Raw genomic sequence first — 15,892 nt, 5'->3', positions numbered from 1 at the left:
TGATTAGTACTCTTCTTTATTAATGAAGTTTTTTATAATGTTCAATGTTTTCTTGTCGTCAATGGGCGGAAATGGCGTGTAACCGCGCTCTAAAAATAGGTTTTTGGTGAGGATTTGCATCATGCGTTGACCAAATTTTAAGAGGTGCATTTGCTTTAAAACCGCTGCGAGTTGGTCTTCATCGTAGTCTTCAAACCTTATCATGAGATAGATTTCCGATAGATGTTGCAGACTCAAACGCTTTTGTTGGGACAAGAATTTAGCATTTGCCATCATGAAAGTGATGGACTTTATAGGTTCTTCTTCTCGTTCATTAGCGTTCTCAATGCGTTCTCTGGAGAAGTAGTTAGTAGTGATTGCTTCTTTTTTATTGAGTGTTTCTTTTGTTTTTGGCATATAGGCTGGGTAGCGAAGTATGCTCTGCGAATCAATATTTGTGGGTGATAATTTCAATAAACTGATGCCAATGTCGATGTAATTTCGGATATTTTCATCGTCAGCAAATAGGAATATGCGTTGCCATTGCTGCGGTGTCAAATTGTGAAGTTCCAGCAATCGGTCGGTAGGAATAATCTTATAATTTTCGTCTTGCTGCAATCCTTTGTGCAAAAGTGTACAAATAGATTGGAATTCAGCCGTCGTCATATACTTTCTATAACGGGTATGAATGATTTTCGTATAGATTAAAATGACTTTTTCAGCCATTTCTTGAGCCGAAATATTACTATTAAACAGACAAGAAGGAACGATGTCGATGCGATTATTCCATTTTAATTTTTCTACATCGTGCTTCTCTTTCTCGCTGAAAACCAATAGTGCATCAACCAATTGCACCATTTTTTGTTGGTAAGTAATGCGTTTGATGTCTTTTCTTACCGCCTTTTCGCTTTCCATAGCAAATTGAAATAACTCGCCATGAGGGGAAAGTAGGAGAGCGCAGCCCTTGTTAATTGCTTTTTTTGCACACAAATAAGTGTTTAAATCCCAGCATTTATGAATATGAACAATATCGGGTTGAAACGTAGCAAACATCTTATTAAATTCTTTTTCAGAATAAGCCACAGCGACTTCCATTGATTGTTGCTTTTGATTTTCAACCAATGTGGAAATGTAATCAGTGATGACGTTTCCTTTGTTTGCCTTGTATGTAAGGTGCAGTATGCGCATTATAATTTATGAGAGATAAAGTCGTATTTGTCAGCTCGCCAGTATTTTATCTTATAACCTAAGTTTTGCCAAATAATTCGCAACTCAAATGGAATAATTTTCCATGACGGAATTTCTTCGTTAAAGGTTGTAAGTGCCTTTTTACCAATTGCTATTCTTATGGAAAGCGTTAAAATTAGTGCCAAGCAAGCGGCTATAATGAGGATTAAATTCTGTGTCAAAATGGAATAAACCAAGCCTGCAAGAATCATTAGATAGTTAAGATGCAAGGCTATTTGGTCAAGGTTGAACAAAGCACGGTGGGCAAAATTTCGGCTAAGATGTTTCCTATTTTCCATATAGAAAAGGTGGTTGTTAATCCAATGTTTATAGATTGGTTCTTCTTCTACCAATATTCCGCTCCATGAATTTTCCACAATGGTAGAATGTTTTGCAGCGTATTTATTGACGAGAAAGTCGTATTCGCCTCTAATATATTTGAGATTGCCCCGAAATCCTTCTGCTTTAATGAAATCATCTTTCTTGAAAAGCAACGTTTTAGAGTTCCAACGATAGGCGATACCACGTTGTGCGGCACGCATAAGATAACAAGAAGTGAGGAAATGCTCAAACCTCCAAAAGTCGGAAGTGCCTTCTTCGTATGTTGTATATCCTGCAACAAGGTTTACATCATCGGTACAATTGCGTGCCAAAGTTGCCAACCATTGGTCGGATTGTGGCGCACAAAAGATGTCACACATTAACAACCAATCGTATTTTGCCGCTTTAACGCCTAAGGTTATAGCGAGTTTTTTCCTGCTCATGTACTTTGATGAAGTAGGAATAAAGGTCGTATAAAGGCGTGGATTGTTGGCATACGTTTTCAAAATGTCTTGCGTTTCCGTATCATCTTGCGGCACAACTACTATGATTTCATAGTTGGGGTAGTCTTGATTCAGGTACTTTTCAATGTTTTTTGAGAATGCTGCAGCCCTGTCATTGGGGGTGAAAATGAGCGAAATGGGAGGAGATGGAATTTTATTTTGCACTTCTTTATTAGCCGAAACAGTGCTGTTCTCCAATTTTTTAGTATTTTTTTGCGCTTCTATATCCGCTGTTTCTGCTTCTATATTCTCTATTTCTATTTCTCTATTCTCTGTTTCTGTTTCATTTTCGATATTTTCTTCATGAAAATCATGGGCAATATCGTTGCCAAAGGGTTTCGAAACTTTTGGTTTTCGAAAGAATGGATTTATAAAAGATGTTAGCAACGCTACGAAAAGCAGTATTGCTGAACCAACAATCGTGTATGTATCTAATATAAACATTTGGAAATTTGTTAGAAAAGCACTGCCGATAAGGATTGAAGGGCATGTTTTTTGTCTTCACCCTTAATCAAAAATGAAATGTTATAGTTGCTTCCGCCATAGCTTATCATACGTACTGGAATATCTTTGAGCGCATCTGCTGCCTTGGTTTCAAAGCCAATATTTTTCCAAGCTAAGTCGCCGACCACGCATACAATGCACATGTCGCTATCAATGGTAATGGTTCCAAAAACTTTCAGTTCGTCTACAATTTCTTGTAAGTGGGAATCGTCCTCAATTGTAACCGAAACCCCAACTTCACTCGTGGCAATGAGGTCGATACATACTTGGTAACTTTCAAAAACCTCGAATACTTTTCGAAGGAAACCTGGCGAACCTAACATGCGAGTAGAGCGTACTTTGATGACAGTGATATTATCTTTTGCTGCAATGGCTTTGATTTTACCTTGCTGCATGATATTGTTGATGATTGTACCATCGGCATCTGGTTCCATTGTATTCTTTAATCTGACAGGTATTCCAGCGTATTTTGCTGGTTGAACACAAGTCGGGTGAAGAATTTTAGCACCGAAATAAGCCAATTCTGACGCCTCTTCAAAGTTTAATTGTCGCACCGCTTCGGTGTTATCCACAATGCGTGGGTCGTTGTTATGCATTCCGTCAATGTCGGTCCATATCTGAATTTCCTCAGCTTGGAGTGCTGCACCAACGAGCGAAGCGGTGTAATCAGAGCCGCCACGTTGTAGATTGTCTACTTCTCCGTAGGCATTTTTGCATACAAAACCTTGTGTAATATAGATTTGATAATCGGCATTTTGAGCCATTATCGCTTGCAATTTTTCTTTGATATAGCCCAAATCAGGTTCTGCATTCTTGTCGGTTCGCATAAAATCGAGTGCATTGAGCAACTTTGCCTTTATGCCTTTTTCCTCCAAGTAATTGACAACCATGTTGGTTGAAATGACTTCGCCTTGTGCAACGATGTTTTTTTCTTCAAAAGAAGTGAATATATCATTGGTAAACGAGCGTAAAAAAGCAAATTCTTTGGTCAGAAATTCGTGCGTTTTTGCTTTGTATTCTTCCGTAGAATAGAGCTTTTCGATATGTTCTAAATACTTTTGTTCCAATTTATTCAGCACATCGTTTGCTCCTTCGTGGTTCTTTTTGTAAAGATAATCAGATACTTCGATTAAAGTATTGGTTGTTCCACTCATTGCAGAGAGTACAACAAACGTTGGATTGCCCGACTTTGTAACCAAGTTGGCAACTTCTTTCATTCTTTCTGGCGACCCTACTGAGGTGCCTCCAAACTTCATTACAATCATATTTCTTTAACTGTTTGTTGTTTCTTCTATCGGTGTTGCTTCAGTAATTACTTCGTCGTCGTCAACGAAATCAATAGTTTCGCTTGATTCTTCCAAATCTTTCGTGTCATCATCGTTGGTAATTGGGATAAATTTTCCGTCTTTACATCTATAAACTTTCCCTGGAAATTGGTCAAGAATGTGTATGTTATGGGTGGACATCACGATGGTTGCACCGTCTTTTGATGCTTGTTTTAAGATGCTGACAATGTTGGTTGCTGTTTCAGGGTCAAGGTTTCCTGTTGGTTCATCGGCAATGATGATTTTCGGGCGATTGAGTAAAGCGCGTGCAATGGCAATGCGTTGTTGCTCACCACCCGAAAGTTCGCTTGGCATTTTGTCTTTTTTATCGGTCATGCCCACGTCTTCCAGCACGTCTTCAATGCGTTTCATGCGTGCTTCTTTCTCTTTCCAACCCGTTGCTTTTAGTACGAAGTCAAGATTCTTCACAACTGTTCTGTCATGGAGCAGTTGAAAGTCTTGAAAGATGATGCCCATTTGCTTTCTTAGTGCAGGAACGTTCTTGCGTTTCATATTGATGAGCGTTTCGCCTAATACTTCTGCTTTTTCGGCATCTTCTTTACAAATGTCGAGTTCGCAATAAATCGTTTTTAATAAAGAACTTTTTCCCGAACCAACTTTCCCGATTATGTATATAAATTCGCCTTCTTCGGCTTGGAAATCAACGTCTTCTAAAACCAGTTTATCGTCTTGGTAAATGCTAACTTTATGATAATCTATCAACATCTTTGCTCGTTTTTTGAAATTTCTATTGTCTTTTTAGCCTTGCCAACCATACTTTTACGAAAGGATATTGGCATGCTCATTCGATATAGAATTAGAAAGTGAAGATAAAGGTTTTCGAAATGAAATCTCTTTAAATATGTTTTCTAATCTATTATTTCGCAAAGTTACTAAAAAACTTTTGATTTAGGGAGTCAATAAAGGAAAAGAATTGTAAAGATTAGTACGAATTTATAATTTCATCGTGCTTTTCTTTCAATTGCTTATTGAGCTTTTTGCGATTGTTGAATAGGGTAGAGAAGTCGAAACTAAATCCTGTTTTAGGAAGATTGTATAGCCATGGTTCAATTTTCACTTTGGCATTTTTTGAAAAGCGGTTTTTCTTTCCCCAAATAATGACCTCGTCAAGGGTATTAAATTTGGGTAAAAGTTCAATGGTATCAGGCATTTCGTACAAATTTAGTGTACGACTGACAAATCCAGCCTTTACAATTGTAACGCTGGTGAAGGCTTTTGGTATGTAAAATTCGCCTTTATAATTGGTAAAAACGGTTTGTTTATTGTTGGTGTAGATGGTTACTTCTCTTATTGGTATTCCGTCTTCCATGTTTAAGATTGTGCCTTTTCTTTGCGCATTTGCCGAAAGAGAAAGCAGTAAGGCGGCTATAAAGAAAACGTTTTTGCCCATTATGAAATCATATTATTCACCTGTATTAAGGATTATACTTGTTGCTCCGATGGTGAAAAGCGTGCCATTTTCTATCACTCTTCGTTCGTTATCAGCAAGAATTTCATTGTCAACGAATGTCCCAGTGTATGATGGTCCGTCGCGTAAAATGTATTTTATTTTTCCGTTTTTGTCTTTTGACACGTTCAAAATGCAGTGTGTCATGTCCATACTTGGGTCGTCTGTTTGTATTGGACAATTGATTGGATTGCCTTTCATGTATCGTCCAATGACGTTATCGCCCATTTGTAACGGGATAATATGCTTGTAATGGAACACGTTTTCAATGACGTGTAGGGTGCCATAGATGCTTTCTGTTTCCTCTTTCTGTTCTTCTTTTTGCTCTGTTTGAGCCATTTTTTTAGCTTTGGAAACACCTATTCTTATTCCGAACTGCTTTCCGCAGCTTGGGCATTCAAAGTCAAGACGTTGTCCATCTTGATATTTTGTTTCGTCAAAAGTAAGAAATTTCTTACATTTAGGACAGCGTACTCTTTTCATATTTATCAGGTTTACTTACCTATTTCAAGCACCCATGCTTGTTTGAAATTGCGGTTTTCTCTTAATTTATTCAAGTTCTCTACCGCTTGTTGGGCTGATTTATAATTGCCATACAACACTTTTGTGCTGCTTTTGCCCATATATAAATGTGCTTGGGCATAGCCTTCGCTCTTTAAGTTTGCTATAAAATCGTTAGCATTATCTTCTGTTACATGGCTTGCCAAGACTAATGTCCAATAATGTTCGGCTTTATTTTCAATTTTCTTAGGGGTGGCTTTTATTGTTTGCACCTTTGTTTGTTGGGCTGATTGGCTTACATCGTTTGAATCGAAAATGTTGTAAAACATGCCACTTTTTACTTCATGATTTGCCAAATTATTTTGTCTTTCAGAAGTAAAGCCTACGACAAAAATTGCCGAGAGTAGCACAGCCGCCACAGCAAGGTCTTTCACTGCTTTTAAACTAACGTTTAATCGCTTTTCACCTTCATTGTTTATGTCAATATATATTGCTCTTGGCTTCTGCGTTTCGGTGTCTTCTATTGATGCAACGTCCTGTTTTTCAACTTCTTTGGTGGCTTTAATCTTGTTCAGTTCAAAGCTACTTAACCCATAAAATTCAGGGGTTAATATGCCCGCTTCGTAAGGTTCAAATGTTATTTTCCCTTCTTTGTCGTTATGCAACGTGCCTAAACCATTCAAAATAATTTCGCCATTCACTTCCAAATTGCGTTGTATGGTTTCCACTTCTGCCTCAATTTCGCTCATTGCAGCAGGGTAACTTAAATCGTAAGCCTCAATGTAAGATTGAACCAACAGAGAATCGTTCATCTGCAACACTGGATTGAAGCCTAAAGTGCGGTAGGGAGGGAGAAAGAGGGCATCATTTTCGTCATACGAAGCCTCAGCGTGGTGGGCAACAAAGCCACCAAGTCCAGGGACAATGACACAATCATTTTCCAATAAAAGAATCTCAATATGTCGGTCGAGTTTGAACATCGTTTGCAAAATTAATGCTTTTATTCGTAAAAACCAAATCTAAATTTTAAAAAGTAGTGCAGATGCAGAAAGTGGCGCACCAAATTCATGGTTTAAACACCTACTTTTATCAAAATGATATTTTGTTCCATTTTCTTAATAGGCTGTTTTAAAATCAAAAACAATGGGTTTTGCACTTCAAAACAGCCTATTTTATGATTCGAAACAACCACTTCTCAAAAATAATCGTTTTATTGTTGAAAAAAATAATTAACTTTGCAGCAAATAAAATACAATGAGCAGAAAGAAGAAACCATTACCAATATTGGAGAATGTTGAGATTGAGGCAGTAGCCGCAGAAGGTAAATGCGTAGCCCATGTAGACGACATGGTTGTTTTTGTACCTTTTGTCGTGCCAGGTGATATTGTAGACTTGCAAGTTCGCAAAAAGCATCGTAGCTATTCGGAAGCTACTGTAATAAAAATGGTGAAAGAAAGTTCTCTCCGAATTACCCCAAAATGTTCGCATTTTGGCATTTGTGGCGGGTGTAAATGGCAAAATTTGCCTTACGAAGAGCAATTAAAAGCAAAGCATCAGCAAGTGATTGACCAATTGACACGCATCGGTAAAATCGACTTACCAGAAATTTCGCCGATTATGGGGTCAGCAAAAACAGAAGAATATCGCAACAAACTCGAATTTGGTTGCTCTAATAAACGTTGGTACACCAAGGAAGAATTGGCAGAATTGCCCGAAGATGCAGGCTTAAACCAAGGTGCTATCGGCTTCCATATAACAGGCGCATTCGATAAAATTTATCCTATTGAGAAATGTTTCCTTATGGACGATTTCTGTAATAAGGTGAGAAATGCTATCCGAGACTTCGCTTTAGCAACAGGAATGACCTTTTTTGATATTCGTGAACAGCACGGACTTTTGCGTGATATCATGATGCGCAATTCCAATACGGGCGAATGGATGGTTTTAATTCAGTTCCATTACGATGAAGAAGGCGACGAGATGCGTGCCATGGCGTTGATGAACCATGTTGCAGAACAATTCCCTGAAATCACGGCTTTGCTCTATGTTGATAATCAAAAAGGCAACGATACTTTCAACGATTTGGACTTAACCGTATATAAAGGTAACGACCACATCTTTGAACTCATGGAAGATTTGAAGTTCAAAGTGGGACCAAAGAGTTTCTATCAAACCAATACCGACCAAGCCTACCACTTATATAGTGTGGCACGAGCATTTGCTGGATTGACAGGCAAAGAACTTGTTTACGACCTTTATACAGGTACGGGAACCATAGCCAACTTTGTTGCCAAGCAAGCCAAGCAAGTTGTTGGTATAGAGTATGTTCCTGAAGCTATCGAAGATGCTAAAATAAATTCAGAAATCAACGAAATCGACAACACATTGTTTTATGCTGGCGATATGAAAGACATTCTGACAGACGACTTTGTGAAACAACACGGTCGCCCAGATGTTATCATTACCGACCCACCTCGCGCAGGAATGCACAACGATGTTATTGATGTGATATTGAAAGCACACCCAAAACGCATCGTTTATGTGAGCTGTAATCCAGCTACACAAGCAAGAGATTTGGCATTGTTATCCCCTGATTATCGTGTCGTTGCAGTACAACCTGTCGATATGTTTCCCCATACTCCACATGTGGAAAACGTAGTTCTGTTAGAAGAAAGATAAAGAAAAAAGTCATATATTCAAGGAAAAATAGAACATTTTATTATCTTTAAAATAAAGGAAAAATAAAATAATGTTTCAATTTAAAACTTGTTATGAAAAAAATATTGGAAATAAAGAAATTTTATTGTACCTTTGTCAAAAATTATTCTTCAAAATAAATGGCACATAGAGGTTTAGATAAATTAGACAAAAAGATACTTTGTCTTATAGCAGAAGATGCACGTATTCCATTTTTGGAAGTAGCACGTGAATGTAAAGTTAGTGGTGCAGCAATCCATCAAAGAATTCAGAAGCTTACAAATTTAGGGGTTTTAAAAGGTTCACAATTCGTTATTGACCCAGAAAAGATAGGTTTTGAAACCTGCGCTTACATGGGATTAAATTTGAAAAACCCAGAAAATTTCGATGAAGCTGTAGAAGCTTTGAAGAAAATTCCAGAGATAGTGGAATGTCATTACACAACTGGTGAGTATGATTTGTTCATCAAAGTTTATGCTCATAACAATCATCACCTTTTAACTATCATACATGATAAGCTTCAAGTATTAGGACTTTCAAGAAGTGTGAGTCTTATTTCATACAATGCAGTGATTGACCGTCCGCTTCCTATCATTGATTTCCCAACGGAAGAAACAGAGGAGGAAGAAGATGAAGATTAAATAAGGCAGGATAAAAAAGGTAAAAATAAAATTCAAGCACCTTATTCTATTGATAGCAAAAGCTATTTAAAATAGAAAAGGTGCTTGAATTGTTTTATCGTTTAACGAAGAAGTAGCCTATTGAGTGCAAGACTTTGCGTTTGGCAGAATGGGCATAAATTTGATAAGTACCATTCTTCAAATCTGCAACATTGATTTTCAAATGCTGATTCTTTGTATAATAAACTTTTTTAATGGCATTTCCTTGCATGGACGTGATAAGATAATAATCTATATCCATGTCTTTCAACCATTCAGGAAGTTCAATTTGTTTCTTTTTCAGTTTTAAAAGTTTGCTTTCTACCTTTGCTTTTTTGAAAGAACTTTGCAAGGCTTCGCTCTCATTGCCAAATCTGTCCATTGCTGTAATGGCATAATAATTGTTCCCAGCAGCCTCGTGGACAAACGAATTACCTACAAATCTTGCTGTAACAAGGTTGCGTGGGTCTTTCGTATCAACAGGATAGGTGCTGCTCATGTATATATTATAATAAGGTGAAGAACCTTTCCATGAAATGGTTTTTGTTCCATCGCTGCCGATTGAGGATACAAGCGATGTGCCTTCAGCGTAATATGGCTTTTGAGGTTTCGTTGTTTTTTCCCATGTCATGGGTGGAGTGAGGGTAGGAATTGCATTAAATCGCTTTTCGAAATTGTAAATTCCTTGGTTGTTATCTAATAGAAATTTAGAACGGAAATGGGCATGTCCCATACCTAAAGAACGGCTAACATACATCTGACGAGTGATTTCGCTGAGCGTCCAGTTGCCTTGGCGAGGGTCAAGAAAATAAGTTCCTAACCCTGTAATCATATCTCTGCCATTTGAATTTTCTACCCAATCGGCGCAAAAAGGATAATAATTATCGCTACGGAAATATTGCATAGGATAGAGTTGGTCCATGATTCCTTGCTTAATCCACGCTTGTGCTTCTTGCGAAACACGGTCGCGTGCATTGTAATTCTTTGAAGAATAATTCGTTAAATCAGCGTATTTGCCAATGGGCGAACACGATATTTTAATCCAAGGCTTTATTGCTTTTACTCGGCGATTGATTTCTCTGACAATTGCAGTGATGTTTGCACGACGTTCATCGGGCGTATCTCCGTTTCGATAGCTTGGGCGTGGCCACTTATCGGGGTAACGAATATAATCTAAATTGATGCCGTCAATGTCGTAATTGCTTGTAATTTCAGCACAAATCTCGCCTAAATAATTCGCAATATTGGGGTCAGCAGGGTTGATATACGCCCCAGAAGAAAATCTTCTAATCTTAAAACCTTTTTGTTTCAATAGCTTGCAACCCAAAGAACTGTAAGAACCAACAGGAATAGCTGCCAACCAAGCATGAATTTCCATACCTCGTTTATGGCATTCTTCCACTGCAAATGCCAAAGGGTCGTAGCCAGGATTGCCATTTTCTCTGCCTGTTAAACATTTATCCCACGGCTCTATGTTCGAAGGATAGATAGTTGCAGCACGCACACGCGTTTGTAAGATTACGGTATTAATGTTCGCAGCAGCATATTTATCGAGTATTTCGATGAGTTCACGCTTTTGTTCTTCTCGTGATTCGTCAGAATTTGCCAAAGTCTTAGGCCAATCAAGATTGCCCAAAGTAGTAAGCCAAACGGCACGAGTTTCATATTTTTGAAGGGGAGTAGTGTCCCAATTGCTGAAAAAAACATTGTTTTGCGCTGAGCAATATAATGTGAACCAACTAAAAAATAATAATGTAGCTATTCTAAATTTCATACCGATTTAATTCTTGTTTAAAGGCAACAAGAGCGTTAACTCATTTGCAATTAAGTTACAAAGATAGGCAATAATTTTCGTAATTCAAATATTTCTTTTACCTTTGTCATTGAATAAGCCAATTGAACAATAAAATCCAATTTGCCAAACCTTTATTTTTTGAGCCTCAGACAGGCAGAAAAACATATAAGCAAGCAATATTGGACACAAAATGTAATTGATATTAAGTAAAAATAAACATAAAAATTTTTCATGATGAATAAAAAAAATATCCTTCTTATTCTAAGTTTGATGTTGTCATTAGGCATACATGCTCAATTTCAACAAGGCAAAGGTTACCTCGGAGCATCGCTTACAGGATTAGATTTGCATTATAATGCACAAAATAAGTTTAATATCGGATTAGAAGCAAAGGCTGGCTATTTGGCATGGGACAATATCATGTTGTTGGCTGACGTAAGTTTTGAGCATAATGGTTCTGAAGCGGTGGCTGACCATATCTCTCTTGGTGCTGGTGGACGTTATTATATTACTCAAAATGGTTTGTATCTTGGTGCAAATTGCAAGTTTTTGCATGCCAATCATGATTATAATGACTTCATGCCAGGGGCTGAAATTGGATACGCTTTCTTTATTAATCGTTCCGTAACCGTTGAGCCTGCTGTTTATTATAATCATTCTTTCAAAGACGCAGATTATTCAACAGTTGGACTTAAAATAGGTTTGGGTATTTATCTTTTTGACGATTAATTTAAAGATAACAACCAATCATGCAACAATTTCCGTCCCAATTGCTTGAAAAGGCAGTTGGCGAGTTTGCTAAACTGCCAGGGGTAGGACGAAAAACAGCTTTGCGCTTTGTTTTACATCTATTGCGTGAGTCGAAAGAAGAGGTTGATGTCTTTACTGAAACCATTTCAACGATGCGCCATGATATAAAATATTGTCATGTTTGTCATAATATTTCCGACACTGATACATGTGCTATTTGTGCAAATCCACGGCGCGATAGTTCCACAATTTGCGTGGTAGAAAATGTTCAAGACGTACTTGCCATTGAGAATACCCAGCAATTTAATGGCTTATATCATGTCTTAGGAGGAATTATTTCGCCAATTGACGGGGTAGGACCCAATAATTTGGAAATAGAATCTTTGGTGGAAAGAGTAAAAAGTGGGGGTATAAAAGAGGTTATTTTAGCCTTAGCCAGTACAATGGAAGGCGATACAACCAATTTTTATATCTCTCGAAAGCTAAAAGAATACGATATTACGATTTCAATCATTGCCCGAGGCATTTCTGTAGGCGATGAATTGGAATATACCGATGAGGTAACTTTGGGAAGAAGTATTGCCAACCGAACAATAATGAATGATTAAAATTTATGGAACAAACAAGAAAGACACTTTTATTCCAACTCTATGGCTACTTGTCAATCATGGTTTTAATATTGGTTTTATTCGAAACAAACATGATATTGGCAGGAACTTTGGTGGGAAGCAATAGCTTGATTTACATGCAATTTGTCATGCAGTTCCTCACTTTGATGACCATTCCATTTGCTTTGTACCTATTTAAAATCAAAAACATTGAACGAAATATTACAAACAAACTGTCTACGAAAGGTTTTTTGGTGTGGGGCAGTGTTCGTATGGCTCTGCTTTGTGTTCCAACTATCATCAATATTTTGCTGTATTACATCTATGGCGAAGAAGTTGGATACTTTTATTTGGCTTTAATTCTGCTCATTAGTCTATTTTTTATCTATCCTTCAAAATCAAGATGCGATAGCGAACGAAAGATGAACAACGAAGCAACAAACGAGGAAACCCAACCAAACGCATGAAATTAAGTATTATAATTGTCAATTATAACGTAAAATTTTATTTGGAACAATGCCTGTTAAGTGTTGAAAAAGCTATTCATGGCATTGATGCTGAGGTGGTTGTGGTAGACAATCATTCCAAAGATGGTTCCGTAGAACATATCGAACAGCGTTTCCCAATGGTAAGATGTATCTCCTCATTACATAATCTCGGATTTGCAAGAGCGAATAATTTGGCTATTAAACAAACTACGGGAGAATATGTTTTACTATTAAATCCAGATACTTTTGTTGCTGAAACCACGATAAAAGAAGCCTTAGATTTCATGGAGCAACACCCAAAAACGGGTGGGGTAGGTGTCAGAATGTTAGAAACAAGTGGCAAAGCTGCAATGGAAAGTCGCCGTGGTTTCCCCTCTCCAATGGTAGCATTCTATAAAATAATAGGACTTTGCAAACGTTATCCACAGCATAAAAAATTTGGACACTACTATATGAGTACAATGTCGTGGGACGAACCAGGCAAAATGGAAGTGATAAGTGGAGCTTTTTGCCTCTTGCGCCGCAAGGTTTTAGATGAAATTGGCTTGTTAGACGAAACGTTTTTCATGTATGGCGAGGATATTGATTTGAGTTATAGAATATTAAAAGGTGGTTTCGAAAATTGGTATTTGCCTGTAAATATATTGCATTACAAAGGCGAAAGTACCCAAAAAACTAGCTTTAAATACGTCCATGTGTTCTATGATGCCATGCTTATTTTCTTTAAAAAGCATTATGAAAGCATGAGTTTTCTACTCAGTATCCCCATTAAAATAGCTATCTATTTGAAAGCGACCTTATCGTTAATCAGTATGTTTTGCGAAAAATCGGAAAGAGCTTTGGGCTTATTCCACCCTGCAAAGCGGATTGACCGAAACTTTATTTTCATTGGAAATGAAAAAAATATAGAACGTTGCAAGCAAATAGCTAATAGGCGAGGACTGCAAGCAACCTTTGTAATAGGAAACAAAAACAACCTTCCCAAAGGACATCACGACCATATTGATTTGATAGATTCCGATAGAATCAATTACATCGTTTACGATATTGACGCTTATAATTACAGCGAAGTGTTAGAATTATTCGCTCAAAAACCGATAAAGAACGTATTTATAGGAACGTATAACAAGCGTGCCAACTGCATCATTACGTCAGAAGAAATATTAGAATAATGGATAAAAAAGAAGTTCGCCTTCGAGCAATGGAGCCCGAAGACCTTGATTTGCTTTATAAAATAGAAAATGACGAACAACTATGGAACGTTAGTACAACCAATGTTCCATACAGTCGTTACGTTTTAAGAGATTATATTGCAAATGCCAAAAACGATATTTTTGCAGACGGACAGGTTCGACTCATCATCGAAAACCAAGACAATGTGAGTGTTGGAATCTTAGATTTAGTCAATTTTGATTCCAAACACCAAAGAGCAGAACTTGGAATTATCATCTTAAACGAGCATCGAGGCAAAGGATATGCACGCAGTGCAGTTGAAAAAATCATACGCCATTCAAGAGAATACCTACACCTGTTGCAAATTTACGCTTACATTGATGTTCACAACACAAATTCTCTAAAATGTTTGGAATCAATTGGTTTTCAGAAAAATGCACAATTGAAAGATTGGTTCTTTGAAAACGGACAATTCCATGACGCCTATGTAATGCAATTTTTTTTGTAAAAAAGCGAGAAACTTTTTGGCGGATACAAATAAAATTACTATCTTTGCACTCGCTAAACAGAAAAGTAGTTAGCGCAAGCAATATTGGTGCGTTAGTTCAGTTGGTTAGAATGCCTGCCTGTCACGCAGGAGGTCACGAGTTCGAGTCTCGTACGCACCGCAACTACTATTCTTCAAGCACATTGGTGCGTTAGTTCAGTTGGTTAGAATGCCTGCCTGTCACGCAGGAGGTCACGAGTTCGAGTCTCGTACGCACCGCTTCAAGTACTCTGAAAATCATGTCAGAGAATTTTAAAGAATAGCATAAATATCATAGCTTCTCGAAGTTATGATATTTTTTGTTTTATCCCACTTCGTTTTTTCAGGACTATGCGAATATCCAAAGTTGGTAAAGCTAAATAAAATAGGCTATTTTGAAAGCAAAAACAATAGGTTTTGAACGCTAAAACCTATTGTTTTTATTTTTTTTGTGGATTGAAGAATCGACCAAAGTATTTACTCGAAATAATAAAGGAAGGTGGCTATGCCTTCTAAGGCTGGTTTGCGCTCGCCTTCTATTTCGATTTGGAATTTTATACCTGCTTTGCAAGTGCCACGAAGATTTTCAATGGAATGCAACGATGCTACAAGGCGCAATTTGGAACCAACGAGAACGGGACGACCAAAGCGCATTTTTTCCATTCCATAGTTTACCATCATCTTTAAATTGTTCACTTCAATGATTTCGTTCCACATGTGTGGCAACAACGAGAGGGTGAGGTAACCATGTGCAATTGTACTTTTATAAGGGCTTTCAACGGCTGCTCTCTCGGCATCAACGTGTATCCATTGATGGTCGAGGGTGGCATCTGCAAAAAGATTGATGCGTTCTTGGTTTACTTCTACCCACTGGCTTTCGCCCAATTTCTGCCCTAAATACGAAGCAAGTTCGTCATAATTATTAACGATGAGTTTTCCCATTTTTCTTAGTTTTTTATGGTGACTCCGATGGGATTCAAACCCATGACCTCAGGAACCGGAATCCTGCGCTCTATTCAGCTAAGCTACGGAGCCAAAAATGCAACGTTCGTGTCGCTATATTTTATATAATGTATCTCAAAAAGTCTGTTTTGCTTGTAAGGAAACGTGATACGAGTTGTTGAACTTGCGAAAAATCATGCTCCTACACCGATTTGCAGATATTTTTGCGTTACTGGTTTGTTGAGAGGAACGGAATAAATTCCGCCCCTACACCGATTTGCTGACAGTTATATCTTATGCAAAGATATTGCCAACGAGGACAAAGAAAGTTTATTTTCAATTTGTCGAGTGCAGTTATATCTTATGCAAAGATATTGCCAACGAGGACAAAGAAAGTTTACTTTCAATTTGTCGAGTGCAGCTATA

General features: G+C 37.6%; 16 protein-coding genes and 3 tRNA genes. 9 read left to right on the top strand and 10 right to left on the bottom strand.

Annotation, left to right across the window (positions count from 1 at the left end):
• Positions 1-3: 3 nt before the first annotated feature.
• From DYI03_RS11710 to DYI03_RS11680, 7 genes are all read right to left on the bottom strand, one after another.
• Complete coding sequence (locus tag DYI03_RS11710) at positions 4-1,167, bottom strand: glycosyltransferase (protein ID WP_021668363.1); 1,164 nt, start codon at positions 1,165-1,167, stop codon at positions 4-6.
• Positions 1,167-2,474 (bottom strand): glycosyltransferase, encoded by a 1,308-nt coding sequence (locus DYI03_RS11705; RefSeq protein WP_021668362.1) that lies wholly within the window; start codon positions 2,472-2,474, stop codon positions 1,167-1,169. Before DYI03_RS11705 ends, DYI03_RS11710 begins: the two co-directional genes overlap by 1 nt.
• A gap of 11 nt (positions 2,475-2,485) precedes the next feature.
• Positions 2,486-3,799 (bottom strand): aspartate kinase, encoded by a 1,314-nt coding sequence (locus DYI03_RS11700; RefSeq protein ID WP_021668361.1) that lies wholly within the window; start codon positions 3,797-3,799, stop codon positions 2,486-2,488.
• A 6-nt stretch (positions 3,800-3,805) separates the two neighbouring features.
• On the bottom strand, positions 3,806-4,585 hold the full coding sequence (locus DYI03_RS11695) for a cell division ATP-binding protein FtsE (RefSeq protein WP_021668360.1): 780 nt from the start codon (positions 4,583-4,585) through the stop codon (positions 3,806-3,808).
• Between the two features lie 217 nt (positions 4,586-4,802).
• Positions 4,803-5,270 (bottom strand): hypothetical protein, encoded by a 468-nt coding sequence (locus tag DYI03_RS11690; RefSeq protein WP_021668358.1) that lies wholly within the window; start codon positions 5,268-5,270, stop codon positions 4,803-4,805.
• 12 nt (positions 5,271-5,282) lie between these two features.
• Positions 5,283-5,810, bottom strand: coding sequence for an FHA domain-containing protein (locus tag DYI03_RS11685; RefSeq protein ID WP_004355286.1), 528 nt, complete (start codon positions 5,808-5,810; stop codon positions 5,283-5,285).
• Positions 5,811-5,821: 11 nt separating this feature from the next.
• The gene (locus DYI03_RS11680) at positions 5,822-6,808 is read right to left on the bottom strand and encodes an HU domain-containing protein (RefSeq protein ID WP_021668357.1); all 987 of its coding nucleotides are present in this window, start codon (positions 6,806-6,808) and stop codon (positions 5,822-5,824) included.
• Positions 6,809-7,082: 274 nt separating this feature from the next.
• Between DYI03_RS11680 and rlmD the strand changes: the two genes are divergently transcribed.
• Both rlmD and DYI03_RS11670 read left to right on the top strand, forming a co-directional pair.
• A complete protein-coding gene (rlmD, locus tag DYI03_RS11675) occupies positions 7,083-8,507 on the top strand; it encodes a 23S rRNA (uracil(1939)-C(5))-methyltransferase RlmD (protein ID WP_021668355.1) in 1,425 nt (474 codons plus the stop codon).
• 158 nt (positions 8,508-8,665) lie between these two features.
• On the top strand, positions 8,666-9,166 hold the full coding sequence (locus tag DYI03_RS11670) for an Lrp/AsnC family transcriptional regulator (protein WP_021668354.1): 501 nt from the start codon (positions 8,666-8,668) through the stop codon (positions 9,164-9,166).
• 94 nt (positions 9,167-9,260) lie between these two features.
• On the opposite strand, the gene DYI03_RS11665 is transcribed toward DYI03_RS11670, so the two are convergent.
• Positions 9,261-10,958 carry a glycoside hydrolase family 10 protein gene (locus tag DYI03_RS11665; RefSeq protein WP_021668353.1) on the bottom strand — a complete coding sequence of 566 codons (1,698 nt, stop codon included), beginning with the start codon at positions 10,956-10,958 and terminating at the stop codon, positions 9,261-9,263.
• Between the two features lie 255 nt (positions 10,959-11,213).
• Between DYI03_RS11665 and DYI03_RS11660 the strand changes: the two genes are divergently transcribed.
• The 7 genes from DYI03_RS11660 to DYI03_RS11630 all read left to right on the top strand — a co-directional run bounded on the left by DYI03_RS11660 (position 11,214) and on the right by DYI03_RS11630 (position 14,764).
• On the top strand, positions 11,214-11,708 hold the full coding sequence (locus DYI03_RS11660) for a membrane protein (RefSeq protein ID WP_025064506.1): 495 nt from the start codon (positions 11,214-11,216) through the stop codon (positions 11,706-11,708).
• 20 nt (positions 11,709-11,728) lie between these two features.
• Positions 11,729-12,337 carry a recombination mediator RecR gene (gene recR, locus DYI03_RS11655; RefSeq protein WP_021668351.1) on the top strand — a complete coding sequence of 203 codons (609 nt, stop codon included), beginning with the start codon at positions 11,729-11,731 and terminating at the stop codon, positions 12,335-12,337.
• Between the two features lie 5 nt (positions 12,338-12,342).
• On the top strand, positions 12,343-12,804 hold the full coding sequence (locus DYI03_RS11650; RefSeq protein WP_025064507.1) for a hypothetical protein: 462 nt from the start codon (positions 12,343-12,345) through the stop codon (positions 12,802-12,804).
• Positions 12,801-13,997 (top strand): glycosyltransferase family 2 protein, encoded by a 1,197-nt coding sequence (locus tag DYI03_RS11645; RefSeq protein ID WP_021668348.1) that lies wholly within the window; start codon positions 12,801-12,803, stop codon positions 13,995-13,997. Before DYI03_RS11650 ends, DYI03_RS11645 begins: the two co-directional genes overlap by 4 nt.
• Positions 13,997-14,506: a GNAT family N-acetyltransferase gene (locus DYI03_RS11640; protein WP_021668347.1), complete on the top strand. Its 510-nt coding sequence runs from the start codon at positions 13,997-13,999 to the stop codon at positions 14,504-14,506. The genes DYI03_RS11645 and DYI03_RS11640 overlap by 1 nt, the downstream gene beginning before the upstream one ends.
• Before the next feature lie 86 nt (positions 14,507-14,592).
• Positions 14,593-14,666, top strand: a tRNA-Asp gene (locus DYI03_RS11635).
• Positions 14,667-14,690: 24 nt separating this feature from the next.
• Positions 14,691-14,764: transfer RNA gene (locus tag DYI03_RS11630), tRNA-Asp, on the top strand.
• Positions 14,765-15,001: 237 nt separating this feature from the next.
• Here the strand turns inward: DYI03_RS11630 and DYI03_RS11625 are convergent.
• Positions 15,002-15,466 carry a MaoC family dehydratase gene (locus DYI03_RS11625; RefSeq protein ID WP_004355332.1) on the bottom strand — a complete coding sequence of 155 codons (465 nt, stop codon included), beginning with the start codon at positions 15,464-15,466 and terminating at the stop codon, positions 15,002-15,004.
• Between the two features lie 16 nt (positions 15,467-15,482).
• Positions 15,483-15,559, bottom strand: a tRNA-Arg gene (locus DYI03_RS11620).
• Positions 15,560-15,892: the final 333 nt, after the last annotated feature.

It is taken from the genome of Prevotella disiens (assembly GCF_900454955.1).
Classification (GTDB): domain Bacteria; phylum Bacteroidota; class Bacteroidia; order Bacteroidales; family Bacteroidaceae; genus Prevotella; species Prevotella disiens.
Note: the sequence above shows the minus strand (reverse complement) of the source record. Positions and strands in the feature narration are given on the sequence as shown.